At 44.7% G+C, this 18,707-nt stretch carries 16 protein-coding genes and 1 tRNA gene; 6 read left to right on the plus strand and 11 right to left on the minus strand.

What is annotated here, in order from left to right; genetic code table 11:
* Positions 1-66: 66 nt before the first annotated feature.
* Positions 67-2,085 carry an NADPH-dependent 2,4-dienoyl-CoA reductase gene (locus tag IE070_RS06545; protein WP_189481671.1) on the minus strand — a complete coding sequence of 673 codons (2,019 nt, stop codon included), beginning with the start codon at positions 2,083-2,085 and terminating at the stop codon, positions 67-69.
* 170 nt (positions 2,086-2,255) lie between these two features.
* Between IE070_RS06545 and sppA the strand changes: the two genes are divergently transcribed.
* Positions 2,256-4,136 carry a signal peptide peptidase SppA gene (sppA, locus tag IE070_RS06550; RefSeq protein WP_189481673.1) on the plus strand — a complete coding sequence of 627 codons (1,881 nt, stop codon included), beginning with the start codon at positions 2,256-2,258 and terminating at the stop codon, positions 4,134-4,136.
* A gap of 72 nt (positions 4,137-4,208) precedes the next feature.
* Positions 4,209-5,222 carry an asparaginase gene (gene ansA / locus IE070_RS06555; protein WP_189481675.1) on the plus strand — a complete coding sequence of 338 codons (1,014 nt, stop codon included), beginning with the start codon at positions 4,209-4,211 and terminating at the stop codon, positions 5,220-5,222.
* A gap of 152 nt (positions 5,223-5,374) precedes the next feature.
* On the opposite strand, the gene IE070_RS06560 is transcribed toward ansA, so the two are convergent.
* The 7 genes from IE070_RS06560 to IE070_RS06590 all read right to left on the minus strand — a co-directional run bounded on the left by IE070_RS06560 (position 5,375) and on the right by IE070_RS06590 (position 12,141).
* A complete protein-coding gene (locus tag IE070_RS06560; protein ID WP_189481677.1) occupies positions 5,375-8,086 on the minus strand; it encodes a DUF349 domain-containing protein in 2,712 nt (903 codons plus the stop codon).
* On the minus strand, positions 8,076-8,357 hold the full coding sequence (locus tag IE070_RS06565) for a YeaC family protein (protein WP_189481679.1): 282 nt from the start codon (positions 8,355-8,357) through the stop codon (positions 8,076-8,078). Before IE070_RS06565 ends, IE070_RS06560 begins: the two co-directional genes overlap by 11 nt.
* A 1-nt stretch (position 8,358) precedes the next feature.
* A complete protein-coding gene (locus tag IE070_RS06570; RefSeq protein WP_189481681.1) occupies positions 8,359-8,685 on the minus strand; it encodes a zinc ribbon domain-containing protein in 327 nt (108 codons plus the stop codon).
* A gap of 8 nt (positions 8,686-8,693) precedes the next feature.
* On the minus strand, positions 8,694-9,821 hold the full coding sequence (locus IE070_RS06575) for a M14 family metallopeptidase (RefSeq protein WP_189481684.1): 1,128 nt from the start codon (positions 9,819-9,821) through the stop codon (positions 8,694-8,696).
* Positions 9,822-9,909: 88 nt separating this feature from the next.
* Positions 9,910-10,161 (minus strand): DUF2960 domain-containing protein, encoded by a 252-nt coding sequence (locus IE070_RS06580; protein WP_189481686.1) that lies wholly within the window; start codon positions 10,159-10,161, stop codon positions 9,910-9,912.
* Positions 10,154-11,023: an EamA/DMT transporter family protein gene (locus IE070_RS06585; protein ID WP_189481688.1), complete on the minus strand. Its 870-nt coding sequence runs from the start codon at positions 11,021-11,023 to the stop codon at positions 10,154-10,156. Before IE070_RS06585 ends, IE070_RS06580 begins: the two co-directional genes overlap by 8 nt.
* Complete coding sequence (locus IE070_RS06590; RefSeq protein WP_189481690.1) at positions 11,023-12,141, minus strand: 1-acyl-sn-glycerol-3-phosphate acyltransferase; 1,119 nt, start codon at positions 12,139-12,141, stop codon at positions 11,023-11,025. The genes IE070_RS06585 and IE070_RS06590 overlap by 1 nt, the downstream gene beginning before the upstream one ends.
* Before the next feature lie 201 nt (positions 12,142-12,342).
* Between IE070_RS06590 and IE070_RS06595 the strand changes: the two genes are divergently transcribed.
* The 3 genes from IE070_RS06595 to IE070_RS06605 all read left to right on the plus strand — a co-directional run bounded on the left by IE070_RS06595 (position 12,343) and on the right by IE070_RS06605 (position 13,980).
* Positions 12,343-12,419 (plus strand) — tRNA-Pro (locus IE070_RS06595).
* A gap of 239 nt (positions 12,420-12,658) precedes the next feature.
* Positions 12,659-13,348: a superoxide dismutase gene (locus tag IE070_RS06600; protein ID WP_189481692.1), complete on the plus strand. Its 690-nt coding sequence runs from the start codon at positions 12,659-12,661 to the stop codon at positions 13,346-13,348.
* Positions 13,349-13,431: 83 nt separating this feature from the next.
* Complete coding sequence (locus IE070_RS06605) at positions 13,432-13,980, plus strand: YaeQ family protein (RefSeq protein ID WP_189481694.1); 549 nt, start codon at positions 13,432-13,434, stop codon at positions 13,978-13,980.
* Positions 13,981-14,118: 138 nt separating this feature from the next.
* On the opposite strand, the gene IE070_RS06610 is transcribed toward IE070_RS06605, so the two are convergent.
* The 3 genes from IE070_RS06610 to apbC form a co-directional block, all read right to left on the minus strand.
* The gene (locus IE070_RS06610; protein WP_229796956.1) at positions 14,119-14,697 is read right to left on the minus strand and encodes a glutathione S-transferase family protein; all 579 of its coding nucleotides are present in this window, start codon (positions 14,695-14,697) and stop codon (positions 14,119-14,121) included.
* Between the two features lie 221 nt (positions 14,698-14,918).
* On the minus strand, positions 14,919-15,512 hold the full coding sequence (gene dcd / locus IE070_RS06615) for a dCTP deaminase (RefSeq protein ID WP_189481697.1): 594 nt from the start codon (positions 15,510-15,512) through the stop codon (positions 14,919-14,921).
* Positions 15,513-15,514: 2 nt separating this feature from the next.
* Positions 15,515-16,525 (minus strand): iron-sulfur cluster carrier protein ApbC, encoded by a 1,011-nt coding sequence (apbC, locus tag IE070_RS06620; RefSeq protein WP_229796957.1) that lies wholly within the window; start codon positions 16,523-16,525, stop codon positions 15,515-15,517.
* 127 nt (positions 16,526-16,652) lie between these two features.
* Between apbC and metG the strand changes: the two genes are divergently transcribed.
* Positions 16,653-18,707 carry a methionine--tRNA ligase gene (metG, locus tag IE070_RS06625; RefSeq protein WP_189481701.1) on the plus strand — a complete coding sequence of 685 codons (2,055 nt, stop codon included), beginning with the start codon at positions 16,653-16,655 and terminating at the stop codon, positions 18,705-18,707.

Genomic DNA, 18,707 nt, shown 5'->3' on the forward strand with positions numbered 1-18,707 from the left:
AATAACGCGGCCGCTCTTTTTAGGAGCGGCCGCGTTATGTAAAACACACTAAACAGCAAACAAAGATTACATCTGTGCCGCCAATTCAGCGCCTTGTCTAATAGCGCGCTTGGCGTCTAACTCGGCTGCAACATCAGCACCACCAATTAAATGCACCTTTTGTCCTTGCGTCAGTAATGCGTGTTGTAAGGCGCGTAATGGCACCTGACCCGCACAGATAACAACATTATCTACAGGTAAACAGCGTTCTTGTTCATTAACACTTATCCACAAGCCATCATCATCCACGCGCAGATAATTTACGCCGCCTAACATTTCAACGCCTTTTTTCTGTAACGACGCTCGATGAGCCCAACCTGATGTTTTGCCTAGACCCGATCCCACTTTGCTTGCTTTGCGCTGCAACAAGTAAACCTTACGCTGTGCAGGTTGTGGCGCTTGCGTAGCGAGTAAAGCGCCCCGTGCTTGATAGGTTTTATCCACTCCCCACTCAGCCAGCCAGGCATCAGGTTGTAATGTTAATGAATGGGCTTCGGTTAAAAACTCCGCCATATCAAAGCCAATACCGCCGGCACCAATTATGGCTACCTGTTTACCTACTGCTTTGTGATCGCGCAACACATCTAGATAACTTAACACTTTAGGATGATCTTGCCCGGCTAAACCAATATCTCTTGGCACGATGCCTGTTGCTAAAATAATCTCATCAAAGCCACCCGCCACTAAGCTCTCTGCTGTTTGTTCGCTATTAAGATGAAGATTAATAGCATGTAACTCCAGCATACGACCAAAATAACGTAACGTTTCATGAAACTCTTCTTTACCTGGTATTTGTTTGGCGTAGTTAAACTGACCACCAATTTGATGTGATTTATCAAATAAATGCACTTCATGGCCCCGCTCAGCAGCATATACGCTAAATGCTAGGCCTGCCGGTCCGGCCCCCACCACGGCAAGTTTTTTTCGGGTTGGCGCGGCAGTAAAATTTAACTCGGTTTCATAACAGGCCCGAGGATTCACTAAGCAACTGGCACGCTTCTGCGAAAAAACATGATCTAAACACGCTTGATTACAGGCAATACAGGTATTTATGGTATCCGCTTGATTGGCTGCCGCTTTATTAACAAACTCGGCATCAGCTAAGAATGGGCGCGCCATACAAATAAGATCAGCCTGGCCATTGGCCAAAATATCTTCAGCGACTTGAGGATCATTAATACGATTAGTCGCAATTACCGGTATTGATAGTTCTTGGCGCACCCGCTCAGTGATCCAGCTAAATGCAGCGCGCGGCACCCGCGTGGTAATCGTCGGGATCCGAGCCTCATGCCAACCAATGCCAGTGTTAATTAACGTAGCCCCTAACTTAGCAACACCTTTCCCTAAAGCCACTACTTCCTCAAAGGTATTGCAATCTTCTACCAGATCTAGCATCGATAACCGGTAAATGATAATAAAGTCCTTACCACATTTTTCACGAACCGCTTTTACCGTCTCTAGCGCAAATCGACTACGATTTTCAAAACTCCCCCCCCAACTATCCGTACGATGATTGGTACGCTGACAAATAAACTGATTAATTAGATACCCTTCTGATCCCATGATTTCAACGCCATCATAGCCCGCTTTTTTCGCCAAACTCGCTGCATGGGCAAAATCTTTAATTGTACTGCGAATTTGCCTATCAGAAAGCGCAGCTGGCTTAAATGGCGTAATAGGAGATTTAATGTTACTCGGCGCAACATTAAACGGGTGATAGCCATAGCGACCAGCATGCAACAGCTGCACACAAATTTTCGCACCATGTTGATGCACAGCTTCGGTAATTTGCCGATGCTTATTAACCTGCCACCAAAAACTTAACTGACTGCCAAAAGGCACTAAATTACCACGAAAATTGGGGCTGATCCCCCCTGTAATAATCAGCCCGACACCGCCTTTTGCCCGTTCAGCATAAAACGCGGCGAGCTTAGTAAAGCCGTTTTTTTCTTCTTCTAACCCAGTGTGCATGGAACCCATGATCACGCGGTTCTTTAATTGCGTAAACCCCAAGTCCAGTGGTTGTAATAATTGTTGATAGGCCACGTCTATCCTCTCTGGTCTTACCTGTTAAATAGGTTGAATGTAGCTGCTTTGCCCTTTTTACGCAAGCAATATACATTTTCTTACAAATTCCGATTAGCCTTTATCGTAAAATTCGTTAGCATGCATATAAGTAAAATTTTTTGCGCGTAGTTGAATAATAGGATGTTTATATGACAGAGAAAAAGAAAGGGTTAATTCGGCGCTTGTTTGGGGCCATTTGGAGCGTGTATAGAGGGTTTCGTGCTACCGTCCTTAACATCATCTTCATTCTTTTCGTGATCCTTATCGGTAGCGCTGTATTCAGCGGTGGCGACAAGGTTGAGATTGCAGACACCTCTGCACTCTATCTCAATTTACGCGGCGATTTAGTGGAAGAAAAACGTTTTGTTGATCCCATTTCTGCTGCATTAAACGAAAGTGTTGGTGGCCAGCAAGAACAACCTGAAGTCCTGGTGTCAGACATCGTTAAAGTGATTAATCATGCGGCAACAGATAACCGCATTCAAGCCATGGTAATGGATTTATCTGGTATGGGTGGTGCCTCGCTTGATAAATTGCAAGCGGTGGGTAAAGCGATTGAAACCTTTAAAGCCAGCGGTAAAAAAGTGTTTGCTTATGGTGCTTATTTTGCCCAAAACCAATATTTTTTAGCCAGCTATGCCGATCAAATCAGCTTAGAACCGATGGGCGCGGTGTTGCTAGAAGGTTATGGTAGCTACCCCATGTTCTACAAAAGTGCCTTGGAGAAACTCAAAGTTAGCACCCATGTATTCCGTGTGGGCACCTACAAGTCTGCGGTAGAGCCGTTTACCCGTGATGACATGTCGGCAGAAGCCAAAGAGGCGAATGGCGAATGGTTAAATGCCCTGTGGGACGATTACAAACAGCAAGTGGCAGCGCGTCGTAACTTTGCGGTAGATAACTTTGACGAAACCTTCACGGCACTCTACGAAAAAGTGAAAGCGGCCGACGGTGATTTAAGCCAATACGCGGTAAATAGCAAGTTAGTCGATGCGATCCAAACACGTGAAGAGTTCCGTCGTAGCTTAATTGCTGTTGTGGGTAAGAATAATAAACATACTTATAATCATGTCACCTTTGCTGATTATGCTAAGTCTGTGATCCCGGCCAAACAATTTGATAATCCGATGTCTGAGAAAGTCGCTGTTATTGTGGCACGTGGGATGATTGTTGATGGTACCGCGAAAGCCGGCACGATTGGTGGTGACTCTACTGCTGCTTTATTACGCCGTGCGCGTAATGATGACAAAGTGAAAGCCGTTGTACTGCGTATTGACAGTGGTGGTGGTAGCGCTTTCGCCTCAGAAGTGATTGGCCAAGAAATTACCTTACTGCGTGAAGCTGGTAAACCGGTTATTGCGTCAATGGGCGCTGTCGCGGCCTCAGGTGGCTATTGGATTGCCGCACCAGCAAATGAAATTTGGGCTGCGCCGAGTACGATTACCGGCTCTATCGGCATATTCGGTTTACTGCATACTTTTGAGAACGTAATGCAAACTGTTGGCTTAAATGTTGATGGCGTAGGCACAACTGAATTAGCTGGTTTTTCAGCCGGTGTACCGGTATTTAAAGGTTTAACTGAACCCACTAAAGATTTAATGCAGCTCCTGATTGAACGCGGTTATACCGAGTTTTTAACAATGGTTGGTAAGCATCGTAATATGGCTCTGGCCGATGTTGATAAGGTAGCGCAAGGTCGCGTATGGACCGGCAGTAAAGCATTGGAACTTGGTTTAGTTGATAAACTGGGCACTTTTGACGATGCTATTGCACGTGCCGCTGAGTTAGCCGGACTAAGCCAGTTTGATGTTACTGTTGTGCAACATGAACTGAGCCCAACCGAACAAATGATTGCCGATATTTTTGGCAGTGCAAAAGCGCGCGGTTGGTTACCTGAAGTGTCTGAGCAACCACAAAACCGTGCGCTGCGTCAGCTCACGCAGCAGGTTAAACAAGATTTTATTATGATGAATCAGTTTAACGATCCTAATGGCGTATACTCCTACTGCATAGCGTGCCAGATTAACTGACAGTCACGCAAAATCTGATTACAATGCCCGGCTATGACCGGGCATTTTTTTACGCAGTAATTTGGGGATGTTATGCAAAGAAAACGAATCTATGTTGCCTACACCGGCGGTACCATTGGTATGCAGCAATCTACCCGCGGTTTTATTCCCGTACCAGGGTTTTTAACCGATACGGTAAAACGCATGCCAGAGTTTTATCGCCCAGAAATGCCGATATTTGATATTCATGAATACCATCCCGTTATTGACTCCTCAGATATGACACCGGGACACTGGCTTGGTATCGCGAAAGATATCCAAGCAAACTACTCGGACTATGATGGTTTTGTGGTGCTACATGGTACAGATACTATGGCTTACACCGCTTCAGCACTGTCATTTATGCTTGAGAATCTAGAAAAACCGGTGATCATTACCGGCTCTCAGATCCCCTTAGCACAATTACGTTCCGATGGTCAGGTTAACCTATTAAATGCCCTATATCTGGCAGCAAATTACCCCATTGCTGAAGTTTCGTTGTTTTTTAATAATCAACTGTTCCGAGGCAATCGTGCTACCAAAGCTGATGCCGATGGCTTTAATGCCTTTGCCTCACCCAATTTACCGCCACTGCTTGAGGCTGGCATTCATATCAATCTCAATAGTGGCAAACTCCATCAAAGCACTCAGCCGCTTCCTCTCATCGTTGCTGAGATAACGCCGCAACCCATTAGCGTTGTCACGCTGTATCCCGGCATTACCACCGATGTCATCAGCAATATGTTAGCAGATCCGGTAAGAGCATTAATTATTAAATCCTTTGGCGTTGGCAATGCACCACAGCGTCCAGAGCTGTTATCTGTCTTGCAAGCCGCGTCAGCACGAGGTCAAATCGTCGTTAATTGTACGCAGTGCTTTAAAGGGAAAGTAAATATGGAGGGGTATGCAACAGGCAATGCATTGCGCGCAAGTGGAGTGATTAGTGGTTATGATATGACACTTGAAGCCACGTTAACGAAACTTCACTATTTATTAAGTCAGCCATTAAATGCAGAACAGATCCGCCAACAAATGCAGCAGGATTTACGAGGCGAATTAACACGATAGTCCCCTATTGTGTTGATCCCTTCTACGCTAAAAAAGCCCAGCAAGAAAAAGGCCTTTCATTATGAAAGGCCTTTTTAATTACGTAAAGATATTACAGAAAACGCATGTACTAACGACCAAACAGCGTTTAAGCGGCTAAAAAACCTCGCTTACTAAAACAAGGCTACAACCCGTTTCAACAACGGTTGCTCCTGCTCTGCCACTGCCCCATGCGCCAGCCAATGGTGTAACAATTGCTCTGCTGAAAGTTGTTGACCAGCATTGTGCTTCAACGTCAGCAGTGCTAACTGTACCTGCTGTTTTTCAGCCGTATTACTTAGCCCACTGTCTTTGCCACTAACCAGCTCCAGCGCCAATGTTAACTCAGGGCGACTCAAGGCCGGAGCCTTGATACTCAGCGCATCGCGATAAGCTGCAGGCCATTGTTCTGCCTTTAACTCGCCGGTAGAAAGTGCCGTAAACAGACTATGCAAATCCTGACGTTGTTGCTGCTGCAGCTGTTGCTGCAACTGCTGGCTCAATAATTCACTCACTTGCTCATACCGCTGACGCGCATCCGCTAAATCCGGTAACACTAACTGCCGTAATTGCTGCTGTAACGCGTTGAGTTCACTTTGCGTTTGTGCTGCCCCAATACGTTCGGCGAGTTGATTAAGCTCCGCACTCACGGCCTGCCAAGCCATCTGCTCAGCGTGTTGTGTCGATTTAAACTCATCATGGCGTTTTGCAAAAAACGCATCACATAATGCTCTAAACTGTAACCACAACGCTTGATCGTGTTTTGGCCCAGCAAACCCTAAGGTTTTCCAACGCTGTTGCAAATCTTTCAGAACAATCGCAGTTTGGGCACCATCACTTAACGATAGCGCGGATTCCGCCTCTGCAATCAAGGCCCGTTTTGCAGCTTCATGGGATTGTTGCGCAGAAACAACTTTGCCACGAATCACCTCTGATAATTGCTGATATTGCTGCTGTAAAACTTGGTAATCACGGCGATTCACTGCGCCGGCCTCTCGCCAGCGCTGATTAATTTGCCGAAAACGTTGATCTAGTGTTTTAACATCTAACGCGCTTTCCGCCAATGCGGTTAATTCCATGATCACACTTTGGCGTTGCTGTAAATGTACTGCACGTTCCGCATCAAGCTGCGCGAATATCGCTCGGCAAGGTTCAAAGGCCGCTTCACACGCTTGATCAAACGCCTGATTTAACACATCTTCCTGCTCGGGATCGGCCTTACCAAATGAATTCCAGTTGGCACGCGCTAATTTTACCTCGTCAGCACGGGCTTTCGCATCCGTCACTGGGGTGGCAGCAAGCTGTTGCACCTCTGCTAATAAAGCCTGTTTCCGCGGTGTTGCGATATAATGCTGTAACGATTCTAACGCATTATGTAACGCACTGATATCAAGGTACTCTTTTTCAAGTTGTACCTTCGCATGATCAGAAAGTTGTGCGTAATCGTCACTAATACCTTTAAACAAACCAAATAAAACATTATAGCGTCCCGCAGCATGCAAGCGTTTAAACTCGGCACACTTGCTACGCAGTTGTTTAGTGCCTTTTTGCTGTTGCTGTTTAATGTCGGCTATTGCGGCTTGCCAATGCTGTTTAACCTGCTGAAATTGTGTATCTAACTCTGCCGATAAACGTAATGATAAGCCTTTACTATGACTACGCCACGCTTGCAAAAACGCCGTTAATTGCACTTCTGCGCCGTCAAGTTGCTCAAATGACTGCGGCAAAGGATGAACTTGAAACTCTCTGACCAGTTGCGTTAATGCCGCTAATGCCTTGCTTTGCTGAGGCAATTGCTGACATTGCTGTTGCAACCGTGCTAAGCGCGTTTGTAACGTGTGCAGTTCGGCCTGCGGTAACGCAGCTTGTGTAGCGTCTTCCTGTAGCGCCTCTACCGCACGGCTTATAATAGCAAACTCGCTCTCGCCTTGCTGGATCTGCACTACCAACTGCTGCTCAAGCGCCTCTATGGCATGCTCTAATTGCTGGTAACGGGCCACTGCGCGCGCTTTGGCTTCAACAGCGGCTTGAATTTGCGCTAACTCGGAAAGTTTAGGCGCTAACCAATCGGTTAAACGCGCATCAAGTTGCGCGTATTTAGCGCTAAATTGCTGCGCTTCATCATGTGGTAAACAGGCTAACTCTGTCGCTAAACTCTGCCATTGTAAGGCTAATTGTTGCTGTAACTCGGGGATCTCAGCAATGTTACTGCGCTCGCGTAACGCATTTAACTTAGCCAATAGTAACGTTAGCTCTTTGCGTAACTTTACGGGTTTTAATTTTTGCTCTGCTAACTCGGCTAAGCGCAAGGTTAATTCCGCGGCCAAGGTCGCATTTAGCTGCTTACTGAGTTTTTCTAACTGTTTTTCATCGGTAATGTCGGCTAACAATTGCCGCTTAAACACATCAGGAAAATGGCTATCAAGCAAACTTTGCTGAATGAGATCAGCACGCTCTAGGCGTTGTAATAAGGTAAAGCGCAGCTGAGGATCTTGCTCTTTTAGGGCTAACTGCTCTAACACGGAACTACGGTTGCACTGAGTAATAAATTTATGTTTCAGATTATTTTCAACATCGCCTTGCAATAATTGATTAATCAATTGCTGCTCAGCATACTGTTTTAGCCGCTCAGACGCATCATGTTTACTGGCTTGCCACCACAAAGCAAAGTCATTTAACTGATGTAAAGCGGCTTTACGAACGGCTTCAGCACCATCGTTAAACGCCAACTCATGCAGTATTTTTTTATGGTCATTGTCGCTTGCCTGCAACGTAGGTAAAGCTTGTAGACGAATTGCTGCATCTGCATGCTGCCATTTCGGTTTAAACCAGCGTTTAAAGATCATCGTGCGTGAACCTTGCTATAGCGGCAGGATCTGAAAATTGTTTTTTCAGCTCAGCCTTAGATTTGTGTACTATCTGCCCGTCTGGGCCCACAGTGAAAATATCTTGAGATTTTAAAACTTTAGATTGGTACGCCATCACCAATTGCAATGTTTGAGCCTTTTGATCCTCGGTTAATAAGGATCCATCAGCCCAACGGCCAGTTGCAACAGCGTCAGAGAGCTTCTCATAGGTTTCAGGCGCCATAGCGCTTACAAGTGAACTAAAGTCCATACTATTTTTTTCGCTTTAACCAAATAATGCGGGCACGACACACCACATACCAAAGAAAACCTAGCGCAATCGCTGCCGTAGAAACATATTCGTTGTAACTACCGTTTTCCGGTTGCCACCAATAAAGAATGCCAAAACCAGCCAAAAACAACAATAACGCTAGCATCGATTGATTCATTAACGATTGCGATTGTCGCAATATTTTTTCCCGATGCTGTGCCGCCAATTTTTCAGGTGTGGCGCCACTTAACAATGTTTTGCATTTTGGACATTCAGTTGCTTTATTAGATATGCGATGTTCGCATACCGGACAAGAAATAATGGCCATGTCAGATCCTAACGTAAATCATCAACAACAGCCAAAATTGCAGTAAGGGAATCTTGGCCAAGCTTCATAGAACGAATATCTGACCAACCAAAAGCTTCATCAGGTAAATTCGCATTATCTTTAAATGGCATCTCTAAGGTATAGGCTAAACATGAAAATTGTTCAGCAACCCAATTAGATGCGACAGTTAGATTAGCTTTACCTGGCTCATCTTTACCATAGCCAAATTCTGTTTGAAATTCTGGGGTAACCATTACCATGGCGGCTTTAAACGCCTCTTCTAACTGCTGCATTTTACCCGAATAGCTGGGTACACCCTCAGCACCAGCGACAAAATTGTATGGCAGATTTTCATCGCCATGCACATCTAGCAACATATCGACACCCAGCGCTAACATTTTCTCACGCACTAAAAATACTTCAGGGCTTTGCGCCATAGAAGGATTTTGCCACTCACGGTTTAAGTTAACGCCCGCCGCATTCGTACGTAAATGTCCACGCACGCTGCCATCTGGGTTCATATTTGGCACAATATAAAATACCGCTTTAGCTAACAAGGCGCGAGCAACACCGTCGTCTTCATCTAATAAACGATCTAAAAACCCTTCAACAAACCATTCTGCCATGGTTTCGCCAGGATGCTGTCGCGCAATTATCCAAACCTTTTTCTTGCTGTCGTCAGGCTCCCCGACTACCAGCATGTTCATATCACGACCATCTAAGGTTTCACCCAGCTCAACTAATTGACAGTTGTAATCATTTTGCGCTTGATGCAATAAGTCTTGGTGGCGCTCGTAGCTATAAGGCGCAAAATAAGCAAAGTATACCGATTCAGCTTCTGGATAATGCGTAATGGTAAACGTTTTGCCATCAAATTCGCTTTCTACGCGAAACCACGTTTGTCGATCATAAGACGCAACAGCTTGATAATCTTTCCAACCATCTGGATAGGCAGAACCTCCGGCATTCACAATGTGCAGTTTATGTACCTGCGCATGTGGCGTATTCAATCGAAAGTGAAACCATTGATAAAAATCTGATTGATGGTCTTTACGGATAGCCAATTGAATATTTTGTGGATCAGTGGCAGCAATAACCTCAATGTTACCACTGTCAAAATTACTAGTAATTTTCATATTATTCTCTTTAAGGTATAAATTTCCCGAACATCGCATACCTTGCTAGGTTATCTTTCAAAGCAGGTAGCCGACACGCGAAGAGGTGTTATATTTCAGGATTTTCTCGCACAAAGGCGATATCTGCAAATCCCATTTTACTGAACGTTTGCTGACGGTAGTTTTTTACAGCCGCTTTATCTTTCGCAGTGTGGTGTAACTGTTTTTCCATTGCCAAAAAGGCCGTTAAATCGATACCTTCTGCAGCGGCCACGGCTTCGTATAGATCGTAAAAACGATCATAACTAAACGCAATTACCTTTTTTTTACCTTTGTAGGTATAACTCACTTGTCTAGCCAAGCTTAATGCTCCTATGAGGCTTAGCCGAATCACGACACAGCCATAGCGAAAAGAGTAAAAGAATGAAACCAATACTTAGCGAAGATAAATCAGCAGTACGATTCCATAACAAAAGATTCACCAGCAACCCAGCTGGAATAAGGGCATTATTCATCACCGCTAGCGCGCCACTGGACACCTGCGCTGCCCCTTTGTTCCATGCATAATATCCCAAACCCGATGCCACCAAGCCCAACCAAAGGAGTACGGCCCATTGTGTCAGAGTTTGCGGATACTGTGCTGCACCAAAAAACCACCACGCGGGTAATGCAATCAGTAAAGCACCGACATAAAACCAGCCAAAAGCCAAATGCTGATCCCGCTGACTTGGCTGCGCCATCAGCAATTTTTTGTACCCGACTTGCCCTGCGGCAAAACACAGGTTAGCGCCTTGAACAATCATAAATCCCAACCAATAATCTGGCGCGGGGATCCCCTCTCGCATAACGGCCGCTGCCGCCACAGCGCATAAGGCCGCTAACAAAAAACGTGCGTTAAATCGACCACTGAGTAAATCATATAACAACGTTATATAAATTGGGGTAAAAATAGTAAACACCAATACTTGCGGCACGCTGAGGAATAAAAAGGAGTGATAATAAAACAAATACATCACACCTAATTGCACAGCGCCGAGTAGCATTAGCGTAATGGCATATCCAGTGTTCCCCCGATAGCGAAGTAAAAACGGCAAAAACACCAATAAAGCCAGCGCAACACGTGTTACAACAGCAAAATAAGCATCTACTTGCCCGGCTAAATACTCGCCAATCAAACTAAATGAAAAAGCCCATAACAGCGTCACGCCAACTAAATAACGCATTAAGCAATTTTCGCCTGTTTTTCTACTGGCGCTGCATACATATTAACCAAAAGAGGCCGCGCATCCTCTGGTAGGCTTGAGAGTTTATCATGCCAAACTTGTCGATGCGTTTCGTCAACGACTTGAGTGCCAACTCCCGCCGCTAAATAGTTAATTGGAAATAAACGATATTGTTGCCAAATCTGTTGATCAATAAGAGCGGCTAGCGCATCGGCATCATCGGGTATGGCATTTAAGGGTTTTCCAAAGGCCACATGCACCCGCCCTTTAAATCCCACAATGCCTTTAATTATCGTATCGATATCCTCAAGTTCACCTTTTTGATAATGTCCATGCTGTTGTTTTTGCCATAGCTCATTTACCTTGTCTTTATCGCAAGGATCAAATTCATAGGATAAACAGACTGGCACAATATTTAATCCGCTCAGATATTCACTAAAACGCTCACCGCGTTTTTTCCCTTCCATATAAAACATTTTTAAAATGGCCGGATCGGTCTCATCATTGCCATCTTTGGCGCGCCCTTCCTTTTGTGCGATCCAAATAGACTGACCTTCATCTAGCGAATGTTTAATATACCCTGATAATTGCGAGAGGTTTTTAAGCATTTCCCGCGGCCCTTTAGCACCACGTTTCACGATAAAACTTTTATTCAGCTTCATCAGCTCAGTAGCGCACGCTTTTCGTAATAAGTTATCGCCAATTGCGATACGTAACGTATCTAATCCTTGCTGATGTAAACTCCAATTGACCAGTGCTGGGTCCATAGCAATATCGCGATGATTAGAAATAAAAAGATAGGGTTTGCTCGGATCAAGCTGTTCAATACCGCTACATGATACTTGCACGGTAGACTTGGCAATCATTTGCTCCATAAAGGTAGCAACCTGCAATTGCACTTGATTTACGGTACGAAGTTTTGACCATTTCCGTTTCAAAAAAAACTTTACGCCCGCCGACAATAGCCAACCAAATTTTCCGGCTAAATGGGGGAAGCGATAATGCAAAATGGCATCAATAAACTCTTGATCAGCAATTAGACGGCTGATGGCGGCTTGCACTTCATCATCATGATAAGGCCGAATATCGGCATAAGGATCAGTATTAACGTCGGTCACGCTTGTTTAAACACCTTAAAAAATACATTGGTATATTCTACCCGTTCAGCCAGATTAAACCAGAGTGACTGGCGTATTTTGCCGACAACAAAATAATCGCAGAGATATTTTAGATTAATCATGAAAATTTGTAGAAAAAAGCTGCAGTTGCATAAAAGCGCATTGCAATTAGTTAAAGAATCATTATTATACGCACCACGTCGGTACGTAGCGCAGCTTGGTAGCGCACTTCGCTGGGGGTGAAGGGGTCGGAGGTTCGAATCCTCTCGTACCGACCATTAAATTCTCCTAAAAGCCTGCTTTATGCAGGCTTTTTTTATGCAAAATTTTCCCTTCTTTCATGGTTTTTGTTTTTATTTTTTATTCTCTTTCTTGGCAAGTGATGCAGCAACATCTCACTTAAATCATCTTTCTAAAGTTGCATTGTGTTTTAGATTTAATCCAATCATCACAGTTGCTACGTATTCTGTGCTAGTCTGTTTCAGATTTAGAAACCTAATCAAAGAGGATAGTATTAATGTTCGTTCAGAAACTGTTGACCTCATTAAGCGCAGCCACCTTACTTTTGATGTCGCTAAACGCCTTTGCCACCCCGTTCACTCAAGCGCCCTTACCTTATGCCGCTAACGCGCTGGAACCAGCAATTGATGCTAAAACGATGGAAATTCATTATGGCCGTCATCATTTAGCCTACATTAATAATTTGAATGCCCAAGTTGAAACCTTTCCTGAATTAGCTACGTTAAATCTCGAGCAAATAATGGAAAAAATGTCGACATTCAATGCTGCTGTGCGTAACAACGGCGGTGGGCATTATAATCATCAATTATTTTGGGAATTAATGGCCCCTAACGGCCAAGGCGGAGCGCCTTCATCCGCATTAAAAGCCGCCATTGAACGTGATTTCGGCTCATTAGATGCAATGAAAACCGCCTTCAATCAAGCTGCGGCTACCCGCTTTGGTTCGGGTTGGGCATGGGTTGTGGTAAACCAAGACGGTAAATTACAAATAACCTCAACTGCAAATCAAGATAACCCGCTGATGGATGTGGTGACAGAGCGTGGTAAGCCAATCTTAGCATTGGATGTCTGGGAACATGCCTATTATCTTAATTATCAAAACCGTCGTGGTGATTACAGTCAAGCTTGGTGGCAACTGGTAAATTGGAATAAAGTGAATCAGTTATTTGAGCAAGCACAACGCTAATGTAAACCATCGCACAGCGAAAGGTTAATTGCCAAAGGCCGCAGTGCTTTGTACACTGCGGCTTTTTATAGTTGGAAACGCGCATGGCACAGAAAGCCACGGTATTTAAAGTGCAACTGCAAATTGCCGATATGGATCGGCATTATTATGCTGATCATAATTTAACCCTAGCTCAGCATCCTTCAGAAAACGATGAGCGCATGATGGTACGTTTATTGGCGTTCGCACTTAATGCCAGCGAGTCATTGCATTTTACCAAAGGGTTGAGCGGCGAAACAGAACAAGCGGAATTATGGGATTTGGCCTTAGAAGGCACCATTAACTTGTGGATTGAATTTGGTCAATCTGACGAAAAATGGTTACGAAAAGCCTGCCATAAGGCCAAGCAAGTCATTTTATTTTGTTATGGCGGCCGTGTCGTACCTGTGTGGTGGAAAACCAATAGTGCAGCCCTAGCGCGTTACGATAACTTAACCGTTATCGATATTCCAGACACGGCCGTAGCGGCGATGGCGACGTTAGTGAATCGTAATATGCAATTACAATGTAATATCAGTGAAGGCCAGATATGGCTTTCAGATGCAAATCAAAGTGTATTAATTGAGCCGCAAATTTTAAAACAGGGAAGCTAATACAATTTACAGCTTTACTCGGAATAGCGTTTTAGTTAGCGCTTTAACTTTAAATAGCACTGCTGATAGCGCTTAACCCCTTACATAAAAACGCCCTGTAGATCTCACAGGGCGCTGCTCTAGAGCAACCATAAATGGCTAGGCGAGGCGCGGATCGCTTTCAGCAACGCCGAAATGGTGTTGATGCATGTTTACACAGGCCAGCAAAGCAGGATATGCATCCACTTCAAGCAATTCTCTGTAGATAACCCAATCCATTAAACTGAATAAGGCCATAGTAGGATAATGCCATTGGTCAAATTCATGATTGGCCGCCTGTTGCTCTAAAACAAACATAGAGGCAGCAATACGCTCTTTTTGCGCATTAAAAAATAGACGATCTTCATTCGTATCCAAGCCGCTGCGCTGACATAGAAATAATGAAACCAAAGAATCATTCACCGCATTGATTAAGGTTAATTGATTTTCTTGATACCAACTTAAAGGAGGTAATGCCATCTGTGCGGCTATATAACGATAAATCACGCCCGAATCGAAAATAACCTGTTGGTTATCTTCTAACATTGGTATTTTCAGTGTTGGATTAAGATCTAGTAGTTTCTGACGATCTTCTTCTGCAAAAATCTGCATATTTTCATAGTGATAAGGTTGTTCAGCTAATAGTAAGCGTATACGACGAACATAAGGTGAAGTTTGTGAGCCATAGAGTTTCATCATTATCCTTATTGCATCTGAGTTAAAAATACATCTAAATTTGCGGAGGCTTTATTGCCAAGCTATGCAGTTTTACTGCATAATAATAACGCTTCATTTTTGCTTTATAAGCTTTTCTGCCCACGCCTTGCGTGGGCTTTTTAATTTAAGTGGCTGCGCACAATCTGCCACACTTAAACGCACTGAAGTATAAAAAACAGCGTACTTAGCCATGCTCAAAAGGGTTATGTTCCTTTGTCATCATGGCTAATGCGGCTTGCCACTGCCCCTGTTTGTTGTTGGTATTTGGCATCTGTTCGTTTGTTATAGGGCCGATCCGCAGGACCTGTCATTAATTCAAAGTTTAACGCGCCAATTTTCATGTTTGGACGCAGCGCTAATGGCAATTTACCGCTGTTATAAAACTCTAAAACAATATTCCCTGACCAACCTGGATCAATCCGGTGCGCAGTAACATGCACCATCAAGCCTAAACGTGCCAAGGATGAACGTCCATCTAGCCAGCCCACAATATCATCTGGTAAGGTGACCGATTCTAATGTCACCCCCAAGGCCAACTCGGCTGGATGCAAAATAAATACGCCATCCTCGGCTAACACAATCTCATCACTCATTACCGAATTAAGTGCGGCATCAACTTGCGCGCGTGGCCCGCTTAAATCGATAAACGGGGCAGCATGCGCCTGAAAAACGCGAAACTTATTCCCTAAGCGAATATCAACACTGACCCCGCTAATCATATCGGCATCTGGCAAGGGGCTAATCCGAATTTTATTTTCTGCCATGTAACGTTCAATATCGCGGTCACATAATCTCATCTTTAGTCATCCGTTATCATTATTTCAACCGAAGTGTGCTCCGGTACATCACCACTTAATCGTTGTAACAACGCCAAGCTAATCGTTTGATATAAAGTATTCATGGCTTCGTCACCTTTATCAAGCGCTACGCCCGAATCGGCTTGTAAGCGTATCGCACTTTGTAAGGGTAATTGCCCCAATACCGGCACGTGATAACGCTCAGCTAAATGCAAGCCCCCAGCGGTACCAAAAACATCGTCTTGAGCACCACAACTAGGGCATACATAAAAACTCATATTTTCAACAAGGCCAAGCAGCGGAATATTGACCTGTTGAAACATGGTGATGGCTTTTTTTGCATCTGCTAGAGCCAAATCTTGTGGGGTAGTCACCACAATAGCACCAGTAACCGGTAGTTTTTGCGACAAGGTTAATTGAATATCCCCAGTACCTGGTGGCATATCAATCAATAATACATCCAAGTCAGGCCACACTGTTTCATTAATCAATTGCAGTAGCGCTTGGCTGGCCATTGGTCCCCGCCATACTGAGGCCTGTTCAGGATCAACTAAAAAGCCTATAGATTGCAACACAACGCGATGCTGTCGTAATGGGAGCATGAGCTTATTATCTGGTGATGTCACTTTGTGTCCTTGCAAGCCAAAGAGTGTGGGAACCGAGGGGCCATAAATATCGGCATCCAATAACCCTGTTCGCACACCTTTTGCCGCCAACGCCATCGCCAAATTTGCTGCTGTGGTTGATTTTCCCACCCCGCCTTTACCCGACGCGATCAACACAACACACTGTATACTTTTAAAGGCCGGCGGCTTCAGTCGAATATTTTCACAGCAAGCGGTAATACTGTCTAAAACTGTCTGCTTTTCAACAGAAGCTCCGCCAGCGACAGGTTCGCCAAATGCTGATGAGGTAATGGCCGAGAGTTCGGTATGGGCAGCCGATGGCGCCTGCTGCAATACCTTATCCCGCTGGGCGATTGTCGCTGCTGATTTTTTCAACCAATTGAACATTATTACTCCAAAACTCAGAAAAACAGGCATTTTTCCCAGCAATCACGCTTTGCCGGATGCGATTTTATGGTGGCTATAGTATCATTACCTCACATATTTTCAGTTATTTATGCAAGAGCAATTACCCATGTCAACACGGAAAATTCTGATCACCAGCGCGTTACCCTATGCCAATGGCCCTATCCATCTTGGTCATTTACTGGAGTATATCCAAACCGACATTTGGTCTCGTTTTCAGAAAGCCCGTGGACATGAGTGTTTTTATGTCTGTGCTGATGATGCTCATGGCACGCCTATTATGTTAAAAGCGCAGCAACAGGGTATTACGCCAGAAGAGATGATCGCCAAAACCAAAGTTGAACACATGGCTGATTTCGCTGACTTTGCCATTGCCTTTGATCATTATCACTCGACTCATAGTGAAGAAAATCAATTTTTTGCCAATCAAATTTATCAACGTTTACATGCGGCTGGCCACATTAAGCGTAAAACCATTAGTCAGTTATATGATCCCCAAAAAGAAATGTTTTTACCGGATCGTTTTGTAAAAGGCGATTGCCCCAAATGCGGTGCCTTAGATCAAAATGGTGACAGTTGTGATGTGTGTGGTGCAACCTACAGCCCAACCGAAGTGAAAAATCCACGTTCGGTGGTGTCGGGCGCTACCCCTGTATTAAAAGACAGTGAACACTATTTCTTTGATTTACCCGCTTTTGCCGACATGCTGCAACAGTGGACCCGCAGCGGTGCCTTGCAAGATGAAATGGCGAATAAGCTGCAAGAATGGTTTAAAGATGGCCTACAAATGTGGGATATCAGTCGCGATGCCCCTTATTTTGGATTTGAAATACCCGGCGCTCCCGGTAAATTCTTCTATGTTTGGTTAGATGCGCCAATTGGATATTTAGCAAGCTTTAAACATCTGTGCGATAAAATTGGGCTTGATTTCGACAGTTATTGGGCCGTTGATGCCGATGCCGAGGTCTATCATTTTATCGGTAAAGATATCATTTACTTTCACAGCTTGTTCTGGCCAGCCATGCTTGAAGGCGCAGGTTATCGTAAACCTAGTGCCATTTTCGCCCACGGTTTTGTCACGGTTAATGGCGCTAAAATGTCAAAATCGCGCGGTACCTTTATTAAAGCCCGTACCTATTTAGATAACTTAGATCCAGAATACCTACGCTATTATTTTGCATCGAAGCTAAGTAGCAGCATTACCGACTTAGATCTCAATCTGGATGATTTCACGCAAAAAGTGAATGCCGACTTAGTCGGGAAAGTGGTTAATATTGCCAGCCGTTGTGCCGGCTTTATTACTAAACGTTACGATGGTCAACTCGCTGCCACCTTAGCGGAGCCAGCATTGTTTGCCGACTTTATTAGTGCTGGTGAGAGCATTGCACAAAGTTACGAGCATCGCGAGTTTGCCAAAGCCATTCGCGACATCATGGCGTTAGCCGACAAAGCCAATCAATACATTGATGCCAAAGCACCTTGGGTGCTGGTAAAAGAGGCGTCGACACAACAGGAAGCGCATGCCGTGTGCTCCATGGGATTAAATCTATTCCGCGTTTTAATGCATTATTTAAAACCCGTATTGCCAAAAATGGCGGCCGATACTGAAGCCTTTTTAAATACCGAACTGCTTTGGAGTAACTATCAAACACCGCTATTGGCACATGCCATAAACCCCTTTAAAGCGCTAATGCAGCGAGTTGATCCGGTAAAAGTACAAAATATGGTGGTCGCCTCTACCGAGAATTTGCAGCCAACGGCGCAAATCCCTTCCACTTCAGCCGCGGTGATTCCCCCAACAGCATCCACCATAGCAGAGCGGGAGCCGATTAGTGAGACCATCAGCATAGACGATTTTGCCAAAATCGATTTACGCATTGCACGTATTGTGGCCGCTGCGTCCGTTGACGGGGCAGATAAGCTTGTGCAATTAACCTTAGATATTGGCGCTGGTGAGACACGTCAGGTGTTCGCAGGGATCAAAGCCGCTTACAGTCCTGAGCAGTTAGTTGGACGGCAAACCGTGATGGTTGCCAACCTCGCGCCACGAAAAATGCGCTTTGGTCTTTCTGAAGGAATGGTATTAGCTGCTGGCCCAGGCGGTAGCGATATTTTCCTACTAAGCCCAGACGAGGGTGCGTTGCCGGGTATGCGTGTAAAATAG

The sequence above is a fragment of the Alishewanella tabrizica genome (assembly GCF_014652375.1).
Lineage (GTDB): Bacteria > Pseudomonadota > Gammaproteobacteria > Enterobacterales > Alteromonadaceae > Alishewanella > Alishewanella tabrizica.

Excerpts from the sequence above, each read along its gene's own strand:
- sppA (WP_189481673.1), top strand. The coding sequence starts at position 2,256 with ATGACAGAGAAAAAGAAAGGGTTAATTCGGCGCTTGTTTGGGGCCATT.
- ansA (WP_189481675.1), top strand. The coding sequence starts at position 4,209 with ATGCAAAGAAAACGAATCTATGTTGCCTACACCGGCGGTACCATTGGT.
- IE070_RS06560 (WP_189481677.1), bottom strand. The coding sequence starts at position 8,086 with ATGATCTTTAAACGCTGGTTTAAACCGAAATGGCAGCATGCAGATGCA.
- IE070_RS06565 (WP_189481679.1), bottom strand. The coding sequence starts at position 8,357 with ATGGACTTTAGTTCACTTGTAAGCGCTATGGCGCCTGAAACCTATGAG.
- IE070_RS06570 (WP_189481681.1), bottom strand. The coding sequence starts at position 8,685 with ATGGCCATTATTTCTTGTCCGGTATGCGAACATCGCATATCTAATAAA.
- IE070_RS06575 (WP_189481684.1), bottom strand. The coding sequence starts at position 9,821 with ATGAAAATTACTAGTAATTTTGACAGTGGTAACATTGAGGTTATTGCT.
- IE070_RS06585 (WP_189481688.1), bottom strand. The coding sequence starts at position 11,023 with ATGCGTTATTTAGTTGGCGTGACGCTGTTATGGGCTTTTTCATTTAGT.
- IE070_RS06600 (WP_189481692.1), top strand. The coding sequence starts at position 12,659 with ATGTTCGTTCAGAAACTGTTGACCTCATTAAGCGCAGCCACCTTACTT.
- IE070_RS06605 (WP_189481694.1), top strand. The coding sequence starts at position 13,432 with ATGGCACAGAAAGCCACGGTATTTAAAGTGCAACTGCAAATTGCCGAT.
- IE070_RS06610 (WP_229796956.1), bottom strand. The coding sequence starts at position 14,697 with ATGATGAAACTCTATGGCTCACAAACTTCACCTTATGTTCGTCGTATA.
- dcd (WP_189481697.1), bottom strand. The coding sequence starts at position 15,512 with ATGAGATTATGTGACCGCGATATTGAACGTTACATGGCAGAAAATAAA.
- apbC (WP_229796957.1), bottom strand. The coding sequence starts at position 16,525 with ATGTTCAATTGGTTGAAAAAATCAGCAGCGACAATCGCCCAGCGGGAT.
- metG (WP_189481701.1), top strand. The coding sequence starts at position 16,653 with ATGTCAACACGGAAAATTCTGATCACCAGCGCGTTACCCTATGCCAAT.